Source organism: Bacillus sp. FJAT-27245 (assembly GCF_001273955.1).
Classification (GTDB): domain Bacteria; phylum Bacillota; class Bacilli; order Bacillales; family Cytobacillaceae; genus Bacillus_D.
Genome location: NZ_LIGI01000001.1, coordinates 4,197,983 through 4,221,379, shown reverse-complemented (window position 1 = coordinate 4,221,379; position 23,397 = coordinate 4,197,983). Strand labels below are relative to the sequence as shown.

Sequence of the window (23,397 nt, the reverse complement as noted above, 5' to 3'; positions counted from 1 at the left end):
GCACCATTTTTTTTTTTCGCGAAAAAGCAGTAAACAAACCAAGTTTGCACAAACTGTATTAGAGGGGGACTTTATTATGACAAAATATGTTTTCGTAACGGGTGGGGTAGTATCCTCGCTTGGCAAAGGGATCGTTGCAGCCTCCCTTGGCCGCCTACTAAAAAACAGGGGCTTGGATGTGTTCATCCAAAAATTCGACCCGTACATCAACGTTGACCCGGGAACAATGAGCCCGTATCAGCACGGTGAAGTGTATGTTACCGGGGATGGGGCAGAAACTGACCTCGACCTTGGACATTACGAACGTTTCATCGACATTAATTTGACGAAGAACAGCAACGTAACGACAGGGAAAATCTACTCAACCGTACTTAAAAAGGAACGGCGCGGCGATTATCTTGGAGGGACTGTACAGGTAATTCCCCATATAACCAATGAAATTAAGGAACGTGTTTTCCGTGCCGGCCACGAATCCAATGCAGATGTGGTCATCACTGAAATCGGCGGGACGGTCGGCGATATTGAATCCCTTCCATTCCTTGAAGCCATCCGCCAAATCAAGAGCGACATTGGCCATGAAAATGTTATGTACATCCATTGCACCTTGATTCCGTACATCAAAGCGGCTGGCGAGATGAAAACAAAGCCAACCCAGCATAGCGTAAAGGAATTGCGCAGCCTCGGCATCCAGCCGAACGTGATAGTTGTGCGTACCGAAATGCCTGTTTCACAGGATATGAAAGACAAGATTGCCCTTTTCTGTGACATTAATAAAGAAGCCGTGATTGAATGCCGTGACGCAGAAACGCTCTATTCCGTACCGCTCGCGCTTCAGGATCAGCATTTGGATCAAATTGTTTGCGACCATTTAAAGCTCCAATGCACAGAAGCGGATATGACAGAGTGGAAAGCCCTTGTCGAAAAGGTAACCCATCTTTCGGCGAAAACAAGGATTGCGCTTGTGGGAAAATATGTTGAGCTTCAGGATGCGTATATATCCGTTGTTGAAGCGCTCAAGCATGCCGGCTATGCGTATGACGCGGACATAGATATCAAGTGGGTCAATGCTGAAGATGTGACGGATGAGAATGTCGGTGAACAGCTCGGCGACGTGGACGGCATTCTTGTTCCCGGTGGATTTGGGGACAGGGGGGTCGAAGGGAAGATTTCGGCAATTAAATTCGCGCGTGAAAACAAGGTTCCATTCCTTGGAATCTGCCTTGGCATGCAGTTGGCGACTGTCGAATTTGCCCGGAATGTTCTTGGCTTGAACGACGCCCATTCGGCTGAAATCGATCCAGGCACCACCAATCCAATTATCGACCTGCTGCCTGAGCAGAAGGATGTGGAAGACCTCGGCGGGACTCTTCGCCTTGGCCTTTATCCGTGCAAGCTGGTTGAAGGGACAAAGGTTTTTGAAGCATATGGCGAAAAGGTTGTTTACGAGCGCCACCGCCATCGGTATGAATTTAACAACCACTACCGCCAGGATATGGAAAAATCCGGTTTTGTATTTTCCGGTACCAGCCCGGATGGCCGTTTGATTGAGACAGTCGAGGTGAAGGACCATCCTTGGTTCGTGGCATCCCAGTTCCATCCAGAATTCCTGTCCAGGCCGACCCGCCCGCAACCGCTTTTCCGTGAGTTCATCCATGCGACTTTAAATCAATAACAGTCATCCAAAAAGAGCCGGCCCTTATAAAGGGGACCCGGCTCTTTTCGCATTTAGCCTTCATATTCGGCGAGAATTTCATCAATGATGAACTTGATTCCATAATAGGCGAATAACCCCGCAATAGGGGCCGGAAATCCGAAACGGCCGCCCGATTCATCAGGCAGGAGCCCCTTTTTCAGCATAAGCGCGACATGGGCATCGGCAAGATTTTCAAGTGTATCGCCGTTAAGCTCCTCTCGTACAGAAGATATAGCCGCAAAGGGGATTCCTTTCTTTTGTAAAAGCTTTGCGGCCTCGAGGGCCAGGGGATCCTCCGAAAAACGGGCGACAATCAAAGCCCTGTCAGCGGCTGTGAACTCCGCTGAATCTTTCCCACCCCAGTTTACGGCGGAGGCAAGCGGTTCTTCGCCAAGGGTGGCTTCAAGCGCAACTGCTTCCATTTCCTTTGATCCGAAAATGTAAATGCGCCCTTCCCCGGCGGCGGCCTGTGCCAAAAGCCGGGCGGCATCCTCAAAATTTTCTTCCTGTTTATCGCAAATCCTGCCTAGCAGCCCCGTAAGCTGCGTAGAAAACATTTTTAACATAGCGGCCTCCACTCATCGATTTTTCTTTCATTATAGACAAATTTAGGCACGTTGCAAAAAATGTCGTAAAATCAACATACACATTTTGCAGGAAAATACGAAAAAAAGGAGAAATAGTCAAAAGGAATAACCGGCGCGGATTGTGCCTGGGAAAGAAAATAGTGGGGGAATCGGGGCGATTGTTGAAATGAAAGCAAAGATACTGATAGTTGACGACCAATTTGGTATCCGAATTCTGCTGAATGAAGTTTTTCAAAAGGAAGGATATTCGACATTCCAGGCCGCAAATGGCATCCAGGCACTTGATATTGTCAAGAAGCATTCACCGGATCTGGTTTTGCTGGATATGAAAATTCCGGGGATGGACGGTATTGAAATACTAAAAAGGATGAAAATCATTGACCCGGAGATTCGGGTCATCATTATGACAGCCTATGGGGAACTGGATATGATTCAGGAAGCAAAGGACCTTGGGGCGATAACCCATTTTGCAAAGCCATTTGATATTGATGATATCAGGAATGCCGTGAAAATTTATTCGGACAGAAACCAAGGTGTTTAAAAATATGCTTTTGAACGTTTCAGTTTCCAGCAACGTGGTAATAAAGGAAAGTGGCAGCGCTTACGTTATGGAAATTTGGTGAAAACTGCGTGATTGATGGAATTTTCGGGATTGGTCTGATATGATTACTATTGGAATTGGCGGGCGGAAGGATCTTTGGGCCGGCCAAAAACGTTACATAATTGGCCATCGCGAGGGGGACGTTATAATGGGAACCCTGGCTGCAAAACGGCTAACATTGAGGAGGAAATACAATGCCTTTAGTTTCCATGACTGATATGCTGAACAAAGCGAAAGCGGAAGGCTACGCTGTCGGCCAGTTCAACCTGAACAATCTCGAGTTCACTCAAGCAATCCTTTTGGCTGCGGAAGAGGAGAAGTCACCTGTCATCCTCGGAGTATCCGAAGGCGCAGCGCGCTATATGGGCGGATTCAAAACTGTTGTTAAAATGGTTGAAGGCCTTATGGAGGATTACAATATCACAGTTCCTGTCGCGATCCACCTTGACCACGGTTCGAGCTTTGACAAGTGTAAGGCTGCCATTGAAGCTGGCTTTACTTCTGTCATGATTGACGCTTCGCACAACCCATTTGAAGAAAACATTGAAATCACTTCGAAAGTGGTTGAATATGCACATTCAAAAGGAGTTTCTGTTGAAGCTGAGCTTGGAACAGTTGGCGGACAGGAAGATGATGTTATCGCCGATGGCGTCATCTATGCCGACCCGAAGGAATGTGAAGAGCTTGTTAAACGCACAGGAATCGACTGCCTCGCTCCTGCTCTTGGTTCTGTCCACGGACCTTACAAAGGTGAACCGAACCTTGGTTTCAAGGAGATGGAGGAAATCGGCAACATCACCGGCTTGCCGCTTGTCCTGCATGGAGGAACCGGCATCCCAACAAAGGATATCCAAAAGTCGATTTCGCTTGGAACCGCCAAAATCAATGTAAATACCGAAAACCAAATGGCATCCGCCAAGGCAGTCCGGGAAGTTCTTGCAGCCAAGCCAAATGAGTACGACCCGCGCAAATATATGGGTCCTGCCCGCGATGCAATCAAAGAAACCGTAATTGGAAAAATGCGTGAATTCGGTTCTTCGGGCAAAGCCTAATGCCGCCATGGCCGGAGTCTGCCGTTTTATAACGGCGGAGGCCATATAAAATTTGAAGGAACCGCCCCTGGATCAGAGGGCGGTTTCAGTTCATTCAAATCCAATTCTGGAAAAAACAAACACAATTAATCATCAGGAGGTTGTCTATGAAGTTCTTTATCGATACAGCCAATATGGAAGAAATCCGGGAAGCATACGCGCTTGGCGTTTTAGCGGGAGTAACAACAAACCCTACCCTTGTAGCCAAGGAAAAGGGAGTATCATTTGAAGATCGCTTGAAGGAAATTACAGATCTAGTACCCGGCTCTGTCAGTGCAGAAGTCATTGCCCTTGATGCGGAAGGCATGATCAAAGAGGGTAAGGAGCTGGCAAAAATTGCCCCGAATATCACAATTAAAGTACCAATGACCCCTGAGGGACTGAAGGCTGTCCATGCTTTTTCCAAGGAAGGCATTAAAACAAATGTAACGCTCATCTTTAATGCGAACCAGGCGTTGCTTGCGGCCCGCGCCGGCGCTAGTTATGTATCGCCATTCCTCGGCAGGCTTGATGATATCGGCCAGAACGGTCTCGACCTTATTTCCACAATTTCTGACATTTTTGCAGTCCACGGCATTGAAACGGAAATTATCGCAGCGTCAATCAGGCATCCAATGCATGTGACCGAAGCGGCATTACGTGGAGCGCATATCGCCACAATTCCATATAAGGTTTTAATGCAGCTTTTCAACCACCCGTTAACCGATAAAGGAATCGAGGCATTCCTGAAAGACTGGAATTCCCGCTAAGCGGCGGATTCTAGTTGTTTCTAGGGTAAACGCTTACTATTTTTGAACTTTTTTAGTTATCGATACATGAAAAGGGGATTTTCGTGTAAACTAGAAGGTAAGACAAACTGCCGGATTATGCCTAATGATAGTGGAAAATAATACCTCAAGCCTCGGCCGCCAGCAAAGCTATCGGTCGAACAGCTGTGAATCGATGGCTGGAAAGGGAGTCGGAAATGGAAAAGCTTAAAATTGCCGGTGGCTATCCCCTTAAGGGGACTGTCCGGGTAAGTGGGGCCAAAAACAGCGCGGTCGCATTAATCCCAGCCACAATACTTGCGGATTCTCCTGTTACAATCGAGGGGCTGCCCGATATTTCGGATGTTGAAATCCTCAAAGGGCTTCTGGAAGAAATCGGCGGACAGGTAAAGCTGTCTGACAATGAAATGACGGTTGATCCTTCCGGCATGATTTCCATGCCGCTGCCAAATGGGAAGGTGAAAAAGCTGCGGGCTTCCTATTACCTGATGGGAGCCATGCTCGGCCGGTTCAAGAAAGCAGTAATCGGCCTACCGGGCGGATGCCATCTTGGGCCAAGGCCCATCGACCAGCATATTAAAGGGTTTGAGGCGCTTGGGGCGAGCGTTACAAACGAACAGGGTGCCATTTACCTGCGGGCGGATGAATTACGGGGTGCGCGGATTTACCTCGATGTTGTCAGTGTCGGAGCGACCATCAATATTATGCTCGCCGCTGTCCGCGCCAAAGGACGGACTGTAATCGAAAATGCGGCCAAGGAACCAGAAATCATCGATGTGGCCACCTTGCTGACCAATATGGGGGCACGCATAAAGGGTGCCGGAACCGATGTTATTCGCATTGATGGCGTGGAAAGCCTTCATGGCTGCCGTCATACCATCATCCCTGATCGAATTGAGGCGGGGACGTATATCATCCTTGGAGCCGCGATGGGAGATGGGGTCCTTGTCGATAATGTTATTCCCCAGCATCTTGAATCCCTGATTGCAAAGCTTACTGAAATGGGCGTGTATGTCGAAGCCGGCGATGACCAGATATTTGTACGGAGTTCACCTAGGCTGAAGGCGGTCGATATTAAGACGTTGGTGTACCCGGGTTTCCCAACAGACCTTCAGCAGCCATTTACGTCCCTTTTAACAAGGGCGGAAGGTTCAAGCATGGTAACGGATACCATTTACGGAGCCCGTTTCAAGCATATTGATGAATTAAGGCGAATGAATGCGAGTATCAAGGTTGAAGGGCGGTCCGCGATCGTTTCCGGTCCGGTCCAGCTTCAAGGGGCGAAGGTCAAGGCAAGCGACCTCCGCGCTGGCGCCGCGCTTGTCATTGCCGGGTTGATGGCAGAGGGAATTACCGAGGTAACTGGCCTTGAGCATATTGACAGGGGTTACAGCAACCTTGTTGAAAAACTGAATGGACTTGGCGCGACGGCCTGGCGGGAAGCGATGACCGAAGAGGAAGTCGAGCAGCTGAAAAACACGTAACATCGTCCTTGAAGGCGCCAGCCACACACCAGGCAGCGCCTTTTCAAGCTGCTTTTTATCATACCAGAATGAACAAGTTTTAATAGAACTAGACTAGTGATGGGGGAAAAACCGATGGAAAGAAGCTTAACGATGGAACTGGTCCGTGTAACCGAGGGAGCTGCCCTGGCTTCCGCGCGTTGGATGGGCCGCGGAAAAAAAGATGAAGCGGATGATGCGGCCACTTCGGCCATGCGGGATGTATTTGATACAGTACCTATGAAGGGTACGGTTGTTATTGGAGAAGGGGAAATGGACGAAGCGCCCATGCTTTATATCGGCGAAAAGCTTGGCACTGGCTATGGGCCAAGGGTTGATGTCGCTGTCGATCCACTTGAAGGTACGAACATTGTTGCATCCGGGGGCTGGAACGCACTGGCGGTATTGGCGGTTGCCGACCATGGAAATTTGCTCCATGCACCTGATATGTATATGGATAAAATCGCGGTTGGCCCCGAAGCTGTCGGCCAAATTGATTTCAATGCCTCTGTCCTGGACAACCTCAAGGCTGTGGCCCGCGCGAAAAACAAGGATATCGAGGATGTCGTCGCCACTGTTCTGAACCGGGAGCGCCACGCCGGGATTATCGCCCAGCTCCGGGAAGCAGGGGCAAGGATCAAGCTTATCAATGATGGTGATGTGGCAGGCGCAATCAACACCGCGTTCGATTTTACCGGCGTCGATATTTTGTTCGGCTCGGGAGGCGCCCCGGAAGGCGTCCTGGCCGCCGTAGCTTTGAAATGCCTTGGCGGGGAACTGATCGGGAAGCTGGATCCTCAAAGTGATGCGGAAATTGAACGGTGCCGGAAAATGGGCCTTGATGTCAATAAAGTGCTTAGGATGGAAGACCTCGTAAAGGGTGATGACGCCATCTTTGCGGCGACTGGGGTAACGGATGGCGAGCTTTTGAAGGGAGTCCAATTTAAAGGCACCTACGGTTCGACCCACTCCGTCGTCATGAGGGCGAAATCCGGAACTGTCCGGTTTATTGAAGGGCAGCACAGCCTTCATAAAAAACCAAACCTTGTAATGCGTTAAAGTTTTACTGTTTTTGGCGCGGCTATCCCTCGCCTATCTTCTTCAATACCTCTGAATCTTAAGTTGGGACCCGTACTTTCCGTTGAGGGTGGAACAATGAAAGGGTCCGGGTCCCGGCTTGTCATGGGCCCGCTTTTCACGGGAAAAACCCAATTTGCAAAAACTATGGTTATTTTCTTGAATAACGGGTAAAATAGAAATTGTTTTGTAAGCATCTGCTAATCTTCCAATTAAACTTCCAGAACCCTTCATGAGCAATGAAATTCCTCTCTGCATGAAACGTGGCATTCAACCTTGTTATTTAACTGTTATGCCTGTTTTTCAACCGTTTTCATCTGTAAAAAACGAGGGCGTCCCAAAGGATGCAGCAAAGAGAAGAACCAAATAAGTAAAGCGTGGTGTCCAAATGGAATTAACAATTACAAGCCTCGAAAATATGAAGCTTAAGGAACTGTATGAGCTTGCCAGGGAATACAAAGTTTCCTACTACAGCAAATTGACAAAAAAAGAACTCATTTTTTCCATCCTAAAAGCGCGTGCCGAACAGCAGGGCTATTTCTTCATGGAAGGCGTGCTTGAAATTATCCAGTCGGAGGGATTTGGATTCCTGCGCCCAATCAATTATTCTCCAAGCTCCGAGGATATTTATATTTCGGCATCGCAAATCCGCCGGTTTGACCTTAGGAATGGCGATAAGGTTTCGGGCAAGGTAAGGCCTCCAAAGGAAAGCGAGCGTTACTACGGCCTGCTTCATGTTGAGGCTGTCAATGGCGAAAATCCGGAGTCGGCAAAGGAACGCGTTCACTTCCCGGCACTAACCGCCCTTTATCCTGACAGGCAAATCAAACTCGAGACGACTCCGAAGCATCTTTCAACACGAATCATGGATTTAATCGCCCCGGTCGGCTTCGGGCAGCGCGGACTGATTGTCGCTCCGCCAAAAGCCGGTAAGACAATGCTTTTAAAAGAAATAGCCAACAGCATTACGACCAATCATCCGGATGCTGAACTGATTGTCCTTTTAATTGACGAGCGGCCGGAAGAAGTGACCGACATTGAACGTTCCGTCGCGGGTGATGTTGTCAGCTCGACATTCGACGAAGTGCCTGAAAACCATATTAAGGTTGCGGAACTTGTCCTTGAGCGCGCGATGCGCCTTGTTGAACATAAGAAGGATGTCATTATCCTGATGGATAGCATTACAAGGCTTGCGAGGGCTTACAACCTGGTAATCCCGCCAAGCGGACGGACACTGTCCGGGGGGATTGACCCGGCTGCCTTCCACCGCCCGAAACGTTTCTTTGGCGCGGCGCGGAATATTGAAGAAGGCGGGAGCCTGACCATCCTTGCGACAGCCCTTGTTGACACAGGCTCGCGGATGGACGATGTCATTTACGAGGAATTTAAAGGGACAGGAAATATGGAACTCCATCTGGACCGCTCCCTTGCGGAAAGAAGGATTTTCCCTGCTCTCGATATACGGCGGTCAGGAACAAGGAAGGAAGAATTGCTCCTTCCAAAAGACCAGCTTGACAAGCTGTGGGCAATCAGGAAATCAATGTCCGACAGCCCCGACTTTGCCGAACGCTTCCTGAAAAAATTAAGGCAGACAAAGTCGAACGAGGAATTCTTTGCCCAGGTGGGGGAAGAAATGAAATCAAGCACAGCAAGAAAACAACAATAGGTACGCGGTGCATTTCCACCCAATTCCTATCGTTTTCTTGAAAATCCCATCTTGCAAAAGCAGAACAGGCTTGTTATAATAATAACAGTGTTTTTTTACCACTTCGGGGCTGAAATGCACCCGGGTCTATAACTCTGTTTCGAAATGATTCAGGGCGGAAGGAGATGAAAAGAATGAAAGCAGGAATTCATCCAAATTATAAAACAGTAATGGTGACTTGCGCTTGCGGCAACCAGTTTGAAACCGGATCAGTGAAAAACGAAATTCGCGTTGAAACTTGCTCCGAGTGCCACCCATTCTATACAGGACGCCAAAAATTTGCTGAAGCAGGCGGTCGTGTTGACCGTTTCAACAAGAAATACGGCCTTAAGCAACAGCAATAAAAGAGAAACTGTTCAAAAAACAGGCAAGAATCAACATCGCTTGCCTGTTTTTTTTACTTTTTCAAACGGGAAATTTATCGGAATTTGCCAGATGGTGGGTTTTGGGCCATCCTTTTGGGTAAATCAACAGTAAATAGGCCTTATGCCGGTGAATGCGTGAAAATGAAGAACGAGTTACATAATAAATTTTAACAGGGTATGCACGGAAGGAGAGGCAGCAGTATGTACGTTATGAAACAAAGCGGCTGGATCGAGGTTATTTGTGGCAGCATGTTTTCAGGGAAATCGGAGGAATTGATCCGAAGAGTCCGCCGAGCGCAATTCGCCAAGCAAAAAATTGCTGTTTTTAAGCCGAAAATTGATAACAGGTACAGCGAGGAGTCTGTTGTTTCGCACAATGGATCATCCTTTATTGCCATGCCAATCTCACATTCCACTGATATTTTTGATCATGTCGACGTTGAAGTCGATGTCATTGCGATAGATGAAGTCCAGTTTTTTGACAATGAGGTTGTCAATGTCATTCAGCATCTTGCCAACAGCGGCTTTAGGGTCATCGCCGCCGGGCTGGACCAGGATTTTCGCGGCGAGCCATTCGGTAAAATGCCGGAGCTTATGGCAGTTGCGGAGCTTATCACAAAGCTGCAGGCTGTTTGTGCTGTTTGCGGTTCGCCGGCAAGCAGGACGCAGCGCCTGATTGACGGACGCCCGGCATCCTATGATGACCCAATTATTCTTGTCGGAGCATCTGAAGCGTATGAGCCGCGCTGCAGGCACCACCACGAGGTTCCAAACTCTGCAGCCGATGCTGAAACGGCAGCCATGCATAAAACTAGGGCCCTATGAACAAAAGCTTTATAACGTTATAACGAAAAAAGAGGCTGTCCATGTAGCTGGACGAGCCTCTTTTTTACATGAAACGCAGCTTGCTCCCTGTTTTAAATCCAACGGGCCTATTCTTCCGCAGACGGTTTCCAATCGGTAATGCCGTCTGTTTCCAATATCCCGATTGTTACATCGCTAATATCCGGGTCGGCGAGCAGTTTGTCCCTGATCCTGAATTTTATGTCATCCGCCACTGCAAGGCTTAGGCCCCTTTTCAGCTCAATATAGCCTTCCACATGGTATTGGCGGCCTTCCTGGACAATCCGCAATTTATTTATGTCATCCACGTCTGGATCAGAGAAAATTGTTTTGGCAATCCTGTCCTCAATCACCCTTGGCGCTGCCACGCCAATCAGGCCCACGGTATTTTCATAGCCAATTTTTATGGCGATACCGAATAGCATAAATCCAATCAAAAGTGTTCCCACCCCGTCGAGGAAATAGAGTCCTGTAAATTTTGCCAGGACAATAGCGAGCAGGGCAAGTGCCGCCCCAGAGGTCGCGATAATATCCTCATAAAAAACAAGCCTTGTCGGGGGTGAAGCGAGCTTTACATTTTTGAAAGCGGCCGGAATCATCGCTAACCCTTTTGCGTTGCTTCGTGTTTCATGGACAATCTCCTTGATTGCCTTAACGAGTACGGCTCCGTCAAGCCCGATTGCTGCGAGTAGAATTAATACGTTCAGTAAAATTTTTTCAGGTTCCTTGGGATTTTGTATTAGTTCCCAGCCTTTCAGTACCGTTTCATAGGACATGATTGAGATAACAATAACCGCAACCAGCACGAATAAATTGACTACCCGTCCAAATCCGGTCGGGAACCTTCTTGTCGGCGCTTTCTCGGCCAGGGCGCTCCCAATAAATACAAAGGCTTGGTTTGTCGAATCGGCCACCGAGTGCAGGGTCGTTGCAAACATCGTTCCGCTCCCGCTCATAAAAGCAGCAATCCCTTTTATTACAGCAAGGATTGCGTTTGAGAGTGCGGCGATCCCGGAGGATTTGTTCCCTTTTTTCAAAAGTGCCACAAAGGTCACGAGACTCATCCTTTCCAGTTTCTTTGTAAAAAAAATACCCTTATCTTCTGGATTTAACCCTGGATAAGCAAAAAAGAAACGAAAATCCTGTGTCCGGGAACGAATCCTCCCGTTTGATAGAAACGGAAACAAATGTCGATTGTTAGCGGCTTTGACGGAGATTTCCGGCTGTATTATAATAAAGTGATGGTTGAAGGCAGTGGCTTACTGCCATGTGAAAAAGCATTTTTATCATTTTTGGTGAAGCTGCGCACTATGGTTAGCTGCCCGTATAAAGTGGAGAATAAAAGATTTGGACTAAAAACTGAGGTGAATGAGTGTGTTTGATCGTCTTCAGGCTGTTGAGGACCGCTATGAAAAGCTGAATGAGCTTTTGAGCGATCCGGCCATTATAAATGATTCGAAAAAGCTCCGCGAATATTCCAAGGAGCAGTCAGATATACAGGAAACTGTCGCGGTCTACCGTGAGTACAAGGAAGCAAAAAACCAGCTGGAAGATGCCAAGGCTATGCTTGATGAAAAGCTTGATGGGGATATGCGTGAAATGGTGAAAGAGGAAGTGAACGAGCTTTCCGCGCAGATTGAGGAGCTTGAAGAAAAGCTGAAAATCCTGCTTATTCCGAAAGACCCGAACGACGACAAGAACGTTATCTTTGAAATACGCGGGGCAGCCGGCGGCGATGAAGCGGCTCTCTTTGCTGGGGACCTATACCGAATGTACAGCCGCTATGCCGAAGCCCAGGGCTGGAAGACGGAAGTAATGGATGCGAACCCGACCGGCCTTGGTGGTTTTAAAGAGATTATTTTTATGATCAACGGTACCGGCGCATACTCCAGGCTAAAGTACGAAAACGGCGCGCACCGTGTCCAGCGTGTGCCCGAAACTGAATCAGGCGGAAGGATCCATACTTCGACTGCAACCGTCGCATGCCTTCCGGAAGCTGAAGAAGTCGAGGTTGAAATCCATGACAAGGATATCCGGTTCGACACGTTCGCATCAAGCGGCGCCGGCGGGCAATCCGTCAATACGACGATGTCTGCTGTGCGGCTGACACATATTCCGACTGGTATCGTTGTTTCCATGCAGGATGAAAAATCCCAGCATAAAAACAGGGATAAGGCGATGAAGATTCTCCGTGCCCGTGTGTATGACAAGTTCCAGCGCGAAGCACAGGCGGAATACGACCAGGTGCGCAAATCAGCCGTCGGTACGGGAGACCGTTCCGAGCGCATCCGTACGTACAACTTTCCGCAAAACCGCGTAACCGACCACAGAATTGGGCTGACTATCCAAAAGCTGGATCAGATCCTTGAAGGGAAACTCGATGAAGTCATCGACGCCCTAATCCTTGAAGACCAATCCAAAAGGCTGGAAAGTGCTTCAAATGAGTAAGAAAGTATATGAAGCCCTGAACTGGGCTTCTTCTTTTTTAAAGGAAGCGGGCCGGGAGGAATTCGCCGCGGAGGTATTGCTGAGGTACATCCTCGGAATCGACCGGACAACGTTGTTTGCGGCGATGAGGGATGAAATCGCTTCGGACAATCTTAGACGGTTCGAAAAAGCGGTCCGGGAGCATGTTGCCGGAAAGCCGGTCCAGTATATGATTGGCCAGGAAGAATTTTATGGCCGGCCATTTAGGGTAAATGAAGAAGTTCTAATACCACGGCCCGAGACCGAAGAGCTTGTCGAGGGCGCGCTCAAAAGGATCAGGGCCATATTCGGCACTGCTGAAAATATAAAGCTCGCTGACATCGGGACTGGCAGCGGGGCAATTGCAATTTCCATGAAACTTGAAATGCCGGAGCTTACTGTTACAGCGACAGATATCGCGGCGGGTTCCCTTGCGGTGGCGGAGGAAAACGCCCGCCGGCTTGGCGCGGATGTGGCATTTGTCGAGGGTGACCTTTTGAAACCCTTTATTGAGGCGGGGGAGCGTTTCGATGTTATTTTATCAAACCCACCCTATATTCCGGAGGGCGATAAGGCATGGATGTCGGATGTCGTTACGGAACACGAGCCGCACAGGGCATTGTTCGCCGGCAGTGACGGCCTTGATTTTTACAGAAGATTTATGGAGGAATTGCCTGGGGCCCTGAACAGGCGGGCGCTTGTCGGATTCGAAATAGGCGCAGGCCAGGGGGCTGCAGTCGCTTCTTTATGTAAAAAAACATTCCCATCCGCCAATGTGGAAATTATCAATGACCTGCATGGGAAAGACCGGATGGTATTCGTCGGGCGAACTTAAGGTGAGTGGCATGGGCAGGCCGGGGATGGGATGCACCGGCTTGGGCTGACAGTGATGGTCCATAATGGAGCTGCCACTGGCGTCCACAGGAGCTCGGGCTATGAAATTGAGGGAACAAAGCGCTACTCCATATTCATCAATGGTGCTTACACTGACGAATTAGTATATGTATGAACTGTTATAAAGTCACCCACCAGCGGTTGGTTTTCCGCTGGAGGTTAACCCCATTACGGAGTTAACCTTTTCGGGCTTACTGGTAAAAAATTTTGGTAATGTGTTTAACTGTCTCGGAAAGAGGGTAAATAGAGCAGTCGGCACTTTTACTCGCGGGGGGAGACAAAATGGATAATGCCATTGTCGGCATCTTTGATAGTATCCAAAGCCTGGAGTCAGCCATAGAAGAACTTAGAAACAGCGGCTGCAGGTCGGAGGATATGACGCTTGTTATTAAAGAGGAAGCCAGTATTGAGGGAGAGATTGACATTCCGGTTATTCAGGTGACCGATGGCGAGTTGCTCTGGGACGTCATACAGGAGTACGTCCTCCACGAGGAGGCAGACCCTGCCATGATGGCGCAGATGAAATCGACGGTCCTGAATGAAGGAAAGTATGTCCTTTTAAAGGAAAAAAGCCGCGGCCATGCGATGTTGCCGGCATAGTTATAATGATTGTTTAACCCGGCAGTGGCCGGGTTTTTATATTTTTTCAACGCGCTCCTTTTGAAAAAAATTTCTCCTAGTTTATGATTCTCCCATTTTGGCCAGACTGTTGATAGTGAAGGATGGTGGGGGAAATGAATCAAAAACTAATTGTATGGCTGTACTTGGCGGCCTTATCAATCGGAACGATCGTAAATATATATGCGCCGCACACACAGGCAGCCGGAAAAGAGGAGATTATTATTCCGGGTGAAGCCATCCGTTTAAGGATTTTGGCGAATAGCGACAGGGAGGCGGACCAGGAATTAAAGCGGAAAGTACGCGATATGGTCAACGCGAAAATAACGGAGTGGGTTGGCGAATTGACGAGCATGGATGAGGCAAGGGTGGTAATCAAGGGGCATCTCCCGGAAATTGAGGCGATTGCCAGGGAAGTTCTTGATGAAAACGGGTCTAGCCAAAGTGCAAAGGCCGAGTTTGGCATCGTAAACTTTCCGACAAAGCTTTACGGGCAGTTCCTTTATCCGGCAGGTAAGTATGAGGCAATCCTGATTACACTTGGTGAAGGCAAGGGCGCGAATTGGTGGTGCGTTTTGTACCCGCCTCTATGCTTTCTCGATTTTTCAAGCGGGACAGCTGTCAGCTCGCCGGGATTTGAGGATGGGCAGAAGGAAGAAAACAGCCTGGAAAAAAAGGAAATGAACTCTGAGGAAAAACGTATAATGAATAAAGGAACTGGCAAAAAAGAAGCCGGGCAAACAGTAAAAAACAGTGAGGATTATTCGGGCGGAAAAGCTTTGGCTAGAGGAGTTAAGGACAAAATTAACGGTAGCCAGAAGGAGCAGTTAGCCCAAAAGAACGAGCTTCTGGGGACTAATTTCACAAGTGAAGAAACTCTCGAAAATAATTATTCTAAAAAAGTTTTTGTTTCGGAAGATGAACAACCGGTAAAGGTAAAGTTTTTTGTGGTGGAACTATGGAATAAGCTAATGAATTAAAGCCTGCCATGCAGGCTTTTTTGCTATTAAAGAATAGTAATTTCAAAAATTAAACATAAAAAGCAACAAAATTAATTTCCATTTCACCCTTTTTATTCCCAATTTATTTCCTCTCAATTACAAGTAGGTAACAATCGCTTGTATAGTGTTTTTAAAGTGGAGAAGCGGATAAAGAAGGAGTGTGCAACACAAAATCTTCGAAGGAGTGATCTTAACGATGGCTAAAAACAACAACGGAAAGATGTCTCGAGAAGAAGCAGGACGCATGGGTGGAGAAGCGACCAGCAGGAAGCACGATAAGGATTTCTACCAGGAAATCGGCCGTAAAGGCGGGGAAGCAACAGCTGAGTCCCACGACAAGGAATTCTACCAGGAAATTGGCCGTAAAGGCGGGGAAGCAACAGCTGAGTCCCATGACAAGGATTTCTATCAGGAAATCGGCCGTAAAGGCGGCGAAGCGACAGCTGAGTCCCATGGAAAGGAATTCTATCAGGAGATCGGCCGTAAAGGCGGCGAAGCGACCAGCGAAAACCATGATCGCGAATTCTACGAGGAAATCGGCGAAAAAGGTGGAAAAGCCCGCTGGGATAAGAACGACAACAAATAATAGTGTTTTATTGAATAAAGGTGCCCAACCGAATGGGCACCTTTTTCATCGTTTAGAATGGAGTCCGGTGTTTTAAGTTATTACGAATTTTGGGGGAAATGCATTAAACACTTTTAAATCTTATACGGCATATTGCTTTAAAGCTATGTTTTGACATAGAAATGAGTTTTCGGAGGTTGGGAGTCCAACGTTATCGCATGTTTGGACATGGAAGTGAGTTTTCCTGTGTATCCAGGCTTAGGATGCTTTTCAAATGGTTCTATTCTTTTTCACTCCTACATAGTCATAGAGTAGATTAATAGAACAGGAGTGGGAGAGATGGAGTTGTTATTGAAAAGCGGTGCACGGGAGGACCTTGAAAGGATCATTGGATTTTTGCAAAAAGCGGGCTTGGGGACGGCTGGCATTGACGAGGAATCGGCGGAACAATTCCTCATCGCGGAGGATGATGGTGAAATAAAGGCAAGCCTAGGGATCATGCAATTTGGTGATTTCGGGCTTCTTAGGTCGCTTGCACTGTCGGAAGGCCTGGGTGGACAGAAATTGTTCATGCTGTTTGAGCAAATGCTTCTTTTGGCAAAGCAGAAAGGGTTAAAAGCAGTTTATCTGGCTACGAATAAGAGGACTGCAATTCCGTTCTTTGAAATGGCCGGCTTCAGCATGATTGTCAAGAGTGAGCTTCCAGAGGCATTTTTCCAATCGCCACATGTCATGGATATACTAAATGTGGAAAACTCAGTATTTATGAGAATTCAATTCTAAATTGTGGATATATCCACAAAGTTATCCACGATTCCTATAGTGTTATCCACAAATTGTGGATAACACCTTGTGTTTGCCATTCGCTTCTTTTATACTTTCAAGGAAAAAGGATTCGAATAATGCCCGTTTGTCTTGTATATTGGGACGAATGGCGAAAATGGATAAAGGTGAAGAAACGATGGAAACAAAACGTTGGAAAGTGGATAACGCTGTGGAAAACTTGAAAAACAATCCACAGATCAAACAGGCAGCCGAGCTTCTGGCCGAAAATGAAGTAGTCGCCTTCCCTACGGAAACTGTATATGGACTTGGCGGAAATGCGGAGAATGATGAAGCGGTCGCTAAAATATTCCTGGCCAAAGGAAGGCCGTCCGATAATCCACTCATTATTCATATTGCTGAAAAAGAACAGATGGCAAGTTTTGTAGAGGAAATTCCTAGCGTGGCAGACAGGCTGATGGATGCGTTTTGGCCAGGTCCGTTGACGCTTATTTTACAAAAGAAAAAAGGTGCCTTGTCGGAGAAGGCGACTGTGGGGCTTGAGACTGTCGGGGTCAGGATGCCGGACCATCCTGTTGCGCTTGCGATTCTGAAGGAGTGCGGGCTTCCGATTGCCGCGCCGAGTGCGAACAGTTCCGGAAAACCAAGCCCGACAACGGCAGCGCATGTAGCGGAAGATTTGAGCGGGAAAATCGCCGGAATTGTCGATGGCGGACCAACGGGGGTTGGGGTCGAGTCGACCGTGCTTGATTGTACGAGCGCTGTCCCGACCATCCTGCGCCCTGGTGGAATCACTAGGGAGCAGCTTGAAGCGGTGATTGGCAGGGTTGAGGTCGATCCAGCACTTGCCGGCGGGAATGCAAAACCGAAAGCACCGGGCATGAAGTACAGGCATTATGCTCCCGAAGCGCCGCTTTATTTGGTTGCCGGAAGCCGTGAATTCGTGCAGTTGCTCGCAACAAAACAAATGGAAGAGGGTAAGCGGGCCGGCATCCTGACCACCGGGGAAAGTGCCGGCTTCTACAAGGCGGATGTGGTCATTGCCTGCGGGAGGCGCGACAGGCTCGAGACGGTTGCAGCATCGCTTTATGATACACTTCGCATGTTCGATGAATCCGAAGCCGATGTGATTTATAGCGAAATGTTCCCGGAGGAAGGCGTCGGCCATGCGATTATGAACCGCTTGATGAAAGCCGCGGGGAGCAAGGTTATTTCTGAAACCGGTGAATGATAGGCCTTGATACAAATAAATTGCCAAAAAAGCACGCTGCACCTTCTCGGCCGGGCTGTCCGCAAACCGTTAATCAATCCTTCTAAACAAACCTGGACGTGCATATGATGAACTAGCATGTCCGGGGAGCTGGTCACGATGTCGATGATGGTTGGAGAGTTGGCAACACTGTTGCTGATGGCGTTTGCGCTTGGAATGGATGCATTTTCCGTTGGGCTGGGAATGGGGATGTACAGGCTCAGGCTGCGGCAGATTTTTAAAATCGGCATTACCATTGGCGTTTTTCACGTTTGGATGCCGTTGGTCGGGATAATTGCGGGCAGGTTCCTGTCCGAGCAGTTTGGGGCATTCGCATCCCTGATTGGCGGCCTGCTGCTTATCCTGCTTGGAATCCAGATGATTTGGGCTGGGTTGAAAAAGGATCAGGAAAGCGTGATTACGCCGATCGGTTTTGGGCTTTTATTTTTTGCGCTGAGTGTCAGCCTTGATAGTTTTTCTGTTGGTTTGACATTGGGTATTTACGGAGCGAGGACAATGGCGGCGATCCTTTGTTTTGGGATTGCGGCGACGGTATTAACCTGGGCGGGGCTTCTGGCGGGGAGAAAAGTCCAGGGCTGGCTTGGCTCTTACAGTGAATCGCTTGGCGGCGTGATTTTGCTGGCATTCGGCCTGAAACTGCTGCTGCCGATGTGAAGAAGCATGGAACGGCTCCGAAAAGGGGGCCGTTTTTTATATTGGATTGGCACTTTCATGATTCCGGAGCACCCGAATTGGCAGATTGGAAAATGGGGCAAACGGGCTTTATAATGAAAGGAAAGGAGGTCCGAACATGCATCGAGTTTTGTTTGTTTGTACCGGTAATACGTGCAGGAGCCCGATGGCGGAAGCGATTTTAAAAAGCAAGCAGCTCCCTGGGGTAGAAGTGAGGTCTGCCGGGGTTTTCGCTGCCAATGGGGCGGCCGCATCACCTAATTCCATCCTGGTCATGGATGAGAACAGGATTAGCCACTCGCATCAATCCAGGAGCCTTGAAAAGGAAGATGTAGCATGGGCAACTGTCGTCCTTGCCATGACTATTACCCATAAACAAGCGATTACCGGCCGGTTTCCGGAAGCTCATGGCAAAACTTATACGCTAAAGGAATTTGCCGGTGAGGAAGGCTATCCGGATGTCGGCGACCCTTTTGGAGGCAATGCCGATGTGTACCGGGACACCTTCTCGGAGCTTGGGCGGCTCATTGAAAAAGCATCCAAAAAGCTCATGGGACAGGAAAAAGGGGAATAATACAACTATAGTCTTTTTTATTTTAGGAGGAAACAATCATGAAAGTAGCACTTGCATCAGATCACGGCGGCATCAACATCCGCAAGGAAATCGCAGCTCTTCTTGACGAAATGAACATTGAATACGAGGATTTCGGCTGTGAATGCAGCACGTCCGTCGACTATCCTGATTATGCTTTGCCGGTGGCAGAAAAAGTGGCGTCCGGGGAGTTTGACAGGGGCATCCTTATTTGCGGAACGGGAATTGGGATGAGCATTGCCGCAAATAAAGTAAAGGGAATCCGTTGCGCGCTAGTCCACGATACATTTAGCGCCAAGGCGACGCGTGAACATAATGACTCAAACATGCTCGCTATGGGCGAACGTGTCATCGGGCCAGGCCTCGCGCGGGACATTGCGGAAATTTGGCTTTCGACGGAGTTTACGGGCGGACGCCATGCGGGCCGTGTCGGCAAAATAACGGAATACGAGGAAAAAAACCTGTAAAAGCCGAACAAGTAAATTACTCGGCATTTATAATAAGGGTTTATGGGAATAGTGCCCTGCGGACGTTCTTGAGGACGGCGCGGGGCTTCCTTGTTCAATCGCAAACTTTCGGGGAGGGATAACATTGCAAAAGGAAATCGAAGCGTGGGAAAGCGAATTCGGCGAAATCCTCGACGGGTTTTTGGAAAAGGTAGAGCTGAAACCGGGAAGCCTGTTTGTCGTTGGCTGCAGTACGAGCGAGGTGGCCGGAAAACATATTGGTACCGCGGGAACCGTGGAAGTCGCAGAAATGCTTTATCGGCAGTTGGACAAGTTCCGGGAGCGGACGGGGGCCGAGCTTGCGTTCCAATGCTGCGAACATTTGAACAGAGCTGTAGTCATTGAAAGAAATGCCGCGGAAAAGAGGGGGCTTGAGGAAGTTTCCGTTATTCCTGTCAGGACGGCCGGCGGGGCGATGGCATCGTTTGCTTTTGAAAAAATGCACGATGCCGTTGTGGTGGAATCGGTCAAAGCGGATGCGGGAATCGATATTGGCGATACGCTAATTGGTATGCATTTGAAAGCGGTTGCCGTGCCGGTCCGGGTTGGGCGGCGGGCGGTGGGCCACGCGAATGTCGTGCTTGCGAAAACAAGGCCAAGGCTGATTGGCGGTCCGCGGGCCATCTACGAACGGACATCAGGAAATCTTTCCTGTACTTGAGTATCTTTTTCGCCAGGAAACTGCTAAAATAGTATCGAATTTTCGAAATAAATAGAAATGGACTTCTAAGGGGGATTAGTTAATGGAGCACTTGGCAAAGCGGGACCCACGAGTATTTGAATCGATTCAGCAAGAATTGCAGAGGCAACGGACCAAGATTGAGTTAATCGCTTCGGAGAATTTTGTCAGTGAGGCTGTCATGGAAGCGCAAGGGTCGGTCCTGACCAATAAATATGCGGAGGGATACCCGCATAGGCGCTATTACGGCGGCTGTGAATACGTCGATGTTGTTGAGGACCTTGCCCGCGACCGCGCCAAGGAAATATTTGGCGCCGAGCATGCAAATGTGCAGCCCCATTCGGGAGCCCAGGCGAATATGGCCGTTTATTTTACCATTCTTGAGCAAGGTGATACGGTACTGGGGATGAACCTGTCGCACGGCGGCCATTTAACACATGGCAGCCCTGTCAATTTCAGCGGCGTCCAATATAATTTTGTTGAGTACGGCGTGGACGAAGAGTCACATCGAATCAATTACGAAGATGTCCGTGCGAAAGCGCTTGAACACAAGCCGAAATTGATTGTAGCCGGTGCGAGTGCGTACCCGAGGGAAATCGATTTTAAAAAGTTCCGTGAAATAGCGGATGAGGTTGGCGCTTATCTCATGGTTGATATGGCCCATATCGCCGGCCTTGTTGCGGCGGGACTGCATATGAATCCGGTGCCTTACGCTGATTTTGTTACGTCCACCACGCATAAAACGCTTCGCGGCCCGCGCGGCGGATTAATTCTCTGCCGCGAAGAGTTCGCGAAGAAAATTGATAAATCCGTATTCCCTGGCATCCAGGGCGGCCCGCTCATGCATGTGATCGCGGCCAAGGCGGTTGCATTTGGGGAAATTCTCAACAATGGCTTCAAGGAGTATGCAGGAGACGTCATTTCCAATGCCAAGGCGCTTGCCAAAGCGCTTCAAGAAGAAGGGGTTACACTTGTTTCCGGCGGAACGGACAACCATTTGATTTTGGTTGACCTGCGCAACCTTGGATTGACAGGCAAGGTTGGGGAAAAGGTGCTTGATGACATCGGAATCACCGTCAATAAAAACACGATTCCATTCGATCCTGAAAGCCCGTTTGTTACAAGCGGCATCCGGATTGGCACGGCCGCTGTTACAACCCGTGGCTTCGGCGAAGAAGAGATGAAGGAAATCGCATCAATCATGGCGTTTACGCTGAAGAACCATGAGGATGAAGCCAAGCTTGCTGAAGCGCGTGCCCGAGTGGAAGCGCTGACTGCCAAGTTCACCCTTTACCCTGAATATTGATCGTCAGGAAACATGAGGCAGGAGAGCCTGCTGTGTTTCCTTCACCGGCCCGTATTTTACGGGCCGGTTTTTTTCTGGACAGACAAGGGAATAATTGACTTGAAGTTCCAAAAAAGGAAAATAGCCAGATTGCGTATTCATTGTTGCCGGGGAAAAGTTTTTTCTGTAAAATTAGACGAAGTGTGCAAACCTATTCCAGAGGAACTATTAGTAGAGGGGCGATTATTTTGGCAAAAGTATACGTATTTGACCACCCGTTAATCCAGCATAAACTCACCTACATACGTGACAAAAACACCGGGACGAAGGAGTTCCGTGAGCTTGTCGATGAGGTCGCTACGCTTATGGCGTTTGAAATCACCAGGGAATTGCCGCTTGAAGACATTGAAATTGAAACTCCTGTCTGCCCGGCGAAATCGAAGGTCCTTTCCGGTAAAAAAATTGGGATCATCCCTATTCTCCGTGCCGGAATTGGGATGGTTGATGGAATTCTAAAGCTCATTCCTGCAGCAAAGGTTGGCCATATCGGCCTCTACCGTGACCCTGCAACATTGCTGCCGGTTGAATACTACGTGAAGCTGCCAAGCGACGTTGAGGAGCGGGAATTTATTGTTGTCGACCCTATGCTGGCAACTGGCGGATCGGCCATCGAAGCGATCAATTCTCTCAAAAAGCGCGGCGCCAAACATGTGAAATTCATGTGCCTGATTGCTGCCCCTGAAGGTGTGGAAGCATTCAAAAACGCACATCCTGACGTTGACATTTATATCGCTGCCCTTGACGAGAAGCTGAACGACCATGGGTATATCATCCCTGGCCTTGGTGATGCAGGCGACAGGCTTTTTGGAACGAAATAATCTTTTTGAAAAAACCGAACGGATGCCAAACCCGTTCGGTTTTTAATTTTTAGTGAGGAAAATTTCCTGTTCAGAGAGCTCAAGAGCCACATGGCAAATCTAAAGATGCCGCAGAAATCGGTGTGGATTTTCAAGGAAATCCCTGGTCAGCCGAACATGCTCGACATCCCCGAAGTCGGTTTTCATAAATTCCCCCTGATCAAGAGTGTAAATAACGGCTCCCGGTATCGCCATCATGATAGGCGAGTGGGTGGCGATGATGAATTGCCCGTTTTCTTTTACCATTTCAAGAATCAGCGATATAAGCGAAAGCTGCTTAATTGGAGAGAGCGGCGCTTCCGGTTCGTCGAGAATATACAGTCCGTCGGGGCGGAACCGCGCCTGGAACAAATCGAGGAAACTCTCCCCATGCGACCGCACATCAAGCCCCTCTCCATACAATTGTTGAAGTTCATAAAGTGTGCGCGCGTATGGCAATACTTCAAGGCTGTAAGGATCGCGCTCCTTAATCTCATGATAGGCCCTCCTTGATTCTGCCTTGATTTCAGCCAGCTTTCTTGAATACGTTATGAAGTCATTGGCCCTAAAGAAAAACCCGTTTTTTGTCCGGACGCTCCACGCCAGTTTCAGCTTTTTCCCAAGTTCCCGGGCCGGCGCGAGTGCAGGGTCGGTATCAATTGGCTCGCCTCCAATCAGGATACTGCCGCAATTTGCCGCGACTGCTTCAAGGAATGTCGATTTTCCAGTCCCATTTTCCCCAACTAGAATCGTAACCGGGTTTTCAAATGCCAATTCCCTGAAGTTTTTAATAAGCGGCAGGTTGAATGGGTAATGATTTTCCTCTATTTCCTCTGTTAAGGCCACTTTTCGTAAAAGAACCATGCATTTCCGCCTCCAAGCATTGTTACTGTTTACAATAACAAAAGGGGCGAGGGATGGCGAGGGACAATCCATTCC

General features: G+C 48.6%; 25 protein-coding genes. 22 read left to right on the top strand and 3 right to left on the bottom strand.

The genetic code is table 11. The features are described from left to right. Positions 1–76: 76 nt before the first annotated feature. Positions 77–1,672 (top strand): CTP synthase, encoded by a 1,596-nt coding sequence (locus tag ADU24_RS20650; protein ID WP_053368409.1) that lies wholly within the window; start codon positions 77–79, stop codon positions 1,670–1,672. A 53-nt stretch (positions 1,673–1,725) separates the two neighbouring features. Here ADU24_RS20650 and ADU24_RS20645 read toward each other — a convergent pair whose 3' ends face one another. Further along, positions 1,726–2,259 carry a DUF2529 family protein gene (locus tag ADU24_RS20645; RefSeq protein WP_053368408.1) on the bottom strand — a complete coding sequence of 178 codons (534 nt, stop codon included), beginning with the start codon at positions 2,257–2,259 and terminating at the stop codon, positions 1,726–1,728. Between the two features lie 187 nt (positions 2,260–2,446). Here ADU24_RS20645 and ADU24_RS20640 point away from each other — a divergent pair, with 187 nt between their 5' ends. The 8 genes from ADU24_RS20640 (at position 2,447) to ADU24_RS20600 (ending at position 10,213) form a co-directional block, all read left to right on the top strand. Then, positions 2,447–2,821: a response regulator gene (locus ADU24_RS20640; protein WP_053369029.1), complete on the top strand. Its 375-nt coding sequence runs from the start codon at positions 2,447–2,449 to the stop codon at positions 2,819–2,821. Positions 2,822–3,075: 254 nt separating this feature from the next. Beyond that, entirely contained in the window at positions 3,076–3,933 is an 858-nt protein-coding gene (locus ADU24_RS20635) for a class II fructose-bisphosphate aldolase (protein WP_053368407.1), read from the top strand. A gap of 146 nt (positions 3,934–4,079) precedes the next feature. Beyond that, on the top strand, positions 4,080–4,721 hold the full coding sequence (gene fsa / locus ADU24_RS20630; RefSeq protein WP_053368406.1) for a fructose-6-phosphate aldolase: 642 nt from the start codon (positions 4,080–4,082) through the stop codon (positions 4,719–4,721). Positions 4,722–4,936: 215 nt separating this feature from the next. Beyond that, the gene (locus ADU24_RS20625; protein WP_053368405.1) at positions 4,937–6,223 is read left to right on the top strand and encodes a UDP-N-acetylglucosamine 1-carboxyvinyltransferase; all 1,287 of its coding nucleotides are present in this window, start codon (positions 4,937–4,939) and stop codon (positions 6,221–6,223) included. Positions 6,224–6,337: 114 nt separating this feature from the next. Next, positions 6,338–7,300: a class II fructose-bisphosphatase gene (gene glpX, locus ADU24_RS20620; protein WP_053368404.1), complete on the top strand. Its 963-nt coding sequence runs from the start codon at positions 6,338–6,340 to the stop codon at positions 7,298–7,300. A 406-nt stretch (positions 7,301–7,706) separates the two neighbouring features. Then, the gene (rho, locus tag ADU24_RS20610; RefSeq protein ID WP_053368402.1) at positions 7,707–8,984 is read left to right on the top strand and encodes a transcription termination factor Rho; all 1,278 of its coding nucleotides are present in this window, start codon (positions 7,707–7,709) and stop codon (positions 8,982–8,984) included. Positions 8,985–9,157: 173 nt separating this feature from the next. Further along, complete coding sequence (gene rpmE, locus ADU24_RS20605) at positions 9,158–9,367, top strand: 50S ribosomal protein L31 (protein ID WP_053368401.1); 210 nt, start codon at positions 9,158–9,160, stop codon at positions 9,365–9,367. A 222-nt stretch (positions 9,368–9,589) separates the two neighbouring features. Continuing rightward, a complete protein-coding gene (locus ADU24_RS20600; RefSeq protein WP_053368400.1) occupies positions 9,590–10,213 on the top strand; it encodes a thymidine kinase in 624 nt (207 codons plus the stop codon). 107 nt (positions 10,214–10,320) lie between these two features. Here the strand turns inward: ADU24_RS20600 and ADU24_RS20595 are convergent, their stop codons facing one another. Next, entirely contained in the window at positions 10,321–11,295 is a 975-nt protein-coding gene (locus tag ADU24_RS20595; RefSeq protein ID WP_197277540.1) for a cation diffusion facilitator family transporter, read from the bottom strand. 310 nt (positions 11,296–11,605) lie between these two features. On the opposite strand from ADU24_RS20595, the gene prfA reads away from it, so the two are divergent. From prfA to upp, 13 genes are all read left to right on the top strand, one after another. Continuing rightward, entirely contained in the window at positions 11,606–12,679 is a 1,074-nt protein-coding gene (gene prfA, locus ADU24_RS20590; protein ID WP_053368398.1) for a peptide chain release factor 1, read from the top strand. After that, complete coding sequence (gene prmC / locus ADU24_RS20585; protein WP_053368397.1) at positions 12,672–13,532, top strand: peptide chain release factor N(5)-glutamine methyltransferase; 861 nt, start codon at positions 12,672–12,674, stop codon at positions 13,530–13,532. The genes prfA and prmC overlap by 8 nt, the downstream gene beginning before the upstream one ends. Positions 13,533–13,873: 341 nt before the next feature. Then, a complete protein-coding gene (locus tag ADU24_RS20580) occupies positions 13,874–14,191 on the top strand; it encodes a general stress protein (RefSeq protein WP_053368396.1) in 318 nt (105 codons plus the stop codon). Positions 14,192–14,325: 134 nt separating this feature from the next. Further along, positions 14,326–15,189, top strand: a complete 864-nt coding sequence (gene spoIIR / locus ADU24_RS20575) for a stage II sporulation protein R (RefSeq protein WP_053368395.1) — start codon at positions 14,326–14,328, stop codon at positions 15,187–15,189. 217 nt (positions 15,190–15,406) lie between these two features. Beyond that, positions 15,407–15,796, top strand: coding sequence for a KGG domain-containing protein (locus ADU24_RS20570; RefSeq protein WP_053368394.1), 390 nt, complete (start codon positions 15,407–15,409; stop codon positions 15,794–15,796). Positions 15,797–16,114: 318 nt separating this feature from the next. Continuing rightward, positions 16,115–16,558, top strand: coding sequence for a GNAT family N-acetyltransferase (locus ADU24_RS20565; RefSeq protein WP_053368393.1), 444 nt, complete (start codon positions 16,115–16,117; stop codon positions 16,556–16,558). Between the two features lie 178 nt (positions 16,559–16,736). After that, entirely contained in the window at positions 16,737–17,789 is a 1,053-nt protein-coding gene (locus tag ADU24_RS20560; protein ID WP_053368392.1) for an L-threonylcarbamoyladenylate synthase, read from the top strand. 138 nt (positions 17,790–17,927) lie between these two features. Then, positions 17,928–18,482: a manganese efflux pump MntP gene (locus tag ADU24_RS20555; RefSeq protein WP_053368391.1), complete on the top strand. Its 555-nt coding sequence runs from the start codon at positions 17,928–17,930 to the stop codon at positions 18,480–18,482. Positions 18,483–18,618: 136 nt separating this feature from the next. Then, positions 18,619–19,074 carry a low molecular weight protein arginine phosphatase gene (locus tag ADU24_RS20550; RefSeq protein ID WP_053368390.1) on the top strand — a complete coding sequence of 152 codons (456 nt, stop codon included), beginning with the start codon at positions 18,619–18,621 and terminating at the stop codon, positions 19,072–19,074. A gap of 38 nt (positions 19,075–19,112) precedes the next feature. After that, positions 19,113–19,559: a ribose 5-phosphate isomerase B gene (rpiB, locus tag ADU24_RS20545; RefSeq protein WP_053368389.1), complete on the top strand. Its 447-nt coding sequence runs from the start codon at positions 19,113–19,115 to the stop codon at positions 19,557–19,559. A 124-nt stretch (positions 19,560–19,683) separates the two neighbouring features. Further along, the gene (locus ADU24_RS20540) at positions 19,684–20,259 is read left to right on the top strand and encodes a TIGR01440 family protein (protein WP_053368388.1); all 576 of its coding nucleotides are present in this window, start codon (positions 19,684–19,686) and stop codon (positions 20,257–20,259) included. 82 nt (positions 20,260–20,341) lie between these two features. Further along, positions 20,342–21,583, top strand: a complete 1,242-nt coding sequence (gene glyA, locus ADU24_RS20535) for a serine hydroxymethyltransferase (RefSeq protein WP_053368387.1) — start codon at positions 20,342–20,344, stop codon at positions 21,581–21,583. 227 nt (positions 21,584–21,810) lie between these two features. After that, on the top strand, positions 21,811–22,440 hold the full coding sequence (gene upp / locus ADU24_RS20530; protein WP_053368386.1) for a uracil phosphoribosyltransferase: 630 nt from the start codon (positions 21,811–21,813) through the stop codon (positions 22,438–22,440). Positions 22,441–22,539: 99 nt separating this feature from the next. Here the strand turns inward: upp and ADU24_RS20525 are convergent, their stop codons facing one another. Continuing rightward, positions 22,540–23,322: an AAA family ATPase gene (locus ADU24_RS20525; protein WP_053368385.1), complete on the bottom strand. Its 783-nt coding sequence runs from the start codon at positions 23,320–23,322 to the stop codon at positions 22,540–22,542. Positions 23,323–23,397 lie beyond the last annotated feature (75 nt).